The organism is Niastella vici (genome assembly GCF_002077945.1).
GTDB classification, from domain to species: domain Bacteria; phylum Bacteroidota; class Bacteroidia; order Chitinophagales; family Chitinophagaceae; genus Niastella; species Niastella vici.
Genome location: NZ_LVYD01000012.1, coordinates 1 through 729, shown reverse-complemented (window position 1 = coordinate 729; position 729 = coordinate 1). Strand labels below are relative to the sequence as shown.

Sequence of the window (729 nt, the reverse complement as noted above, 5' to 3'; positions counted from 1 at the left end):
GGTATCGAGCGGTGGCACCGATTTCTGGAGTAACCAGAACTATACCAACCAGAATGTAGCCGGGCTGGTAAGCGCCATGTACAGCAATATGCTGTCAACGGGTGTAAACTACCCTGTGCAGTATAAGCTGAACGATGAAACCATGGGCAGCGGCAATTACAAAAAGTTCCAGTTCGGCAGTATAGAGGCCGCCGATGTTACCAGACGGCCTGTGCTCAATGTGTCGTATGCAGCTTCGCGTTGTGATGTATTTGCAGCCTTTGTAAACAATGCGCTGGGTACGTACCTGGATGCAGCTGACATCAAGGCCCTGTATGCCATGAAAGGCAAAATGGTGATCAATGACAATTGTACCGCTTTTGCAGGCGGCGCTGGTTGCGGTTCTTCGGTAAAAGTGTATAAGAGTGACCTGCTGTTGTGCGGTGTCAATACCGAACCCACCTTTATACCGCTGCCCGAAAGTGTGTTGCCGACCGCCTGCAAAGATTCTGCCGCCATGGCCTGGGCCGCCACACAGGAGATCTATAACTTCCGCCGCGACTCGCTGCTGGGCAACTTCGATGATGCCTACACGCAGAAATGTTTATCGGCCGCTACGATAGAAGGATTGACGATGACGGTGACTAACCAGGTGGGTGAGTACCACTATACGCTTTATTATTACGATCAGGTGGGTAACCTGGTAAAAACGGTTCCGCCGGCAGGGGTGGTGGTCAACCGCGATCCGGT

Annotated in this window: 1 protein-coding gene; it reads left to right on the top strand. The window is 52.3% G+C overall.

Features of this window, described 5'->3' with window-relative positions; genetic code table 11:
- Positions 1 to 729, top strand: a 729-nt coding sequence (locus tag A3860_RS40940; RefSeq protein WP_158085146.1) for a hypothetical protein, incomplete at both ends; no start/stop codon positions are given.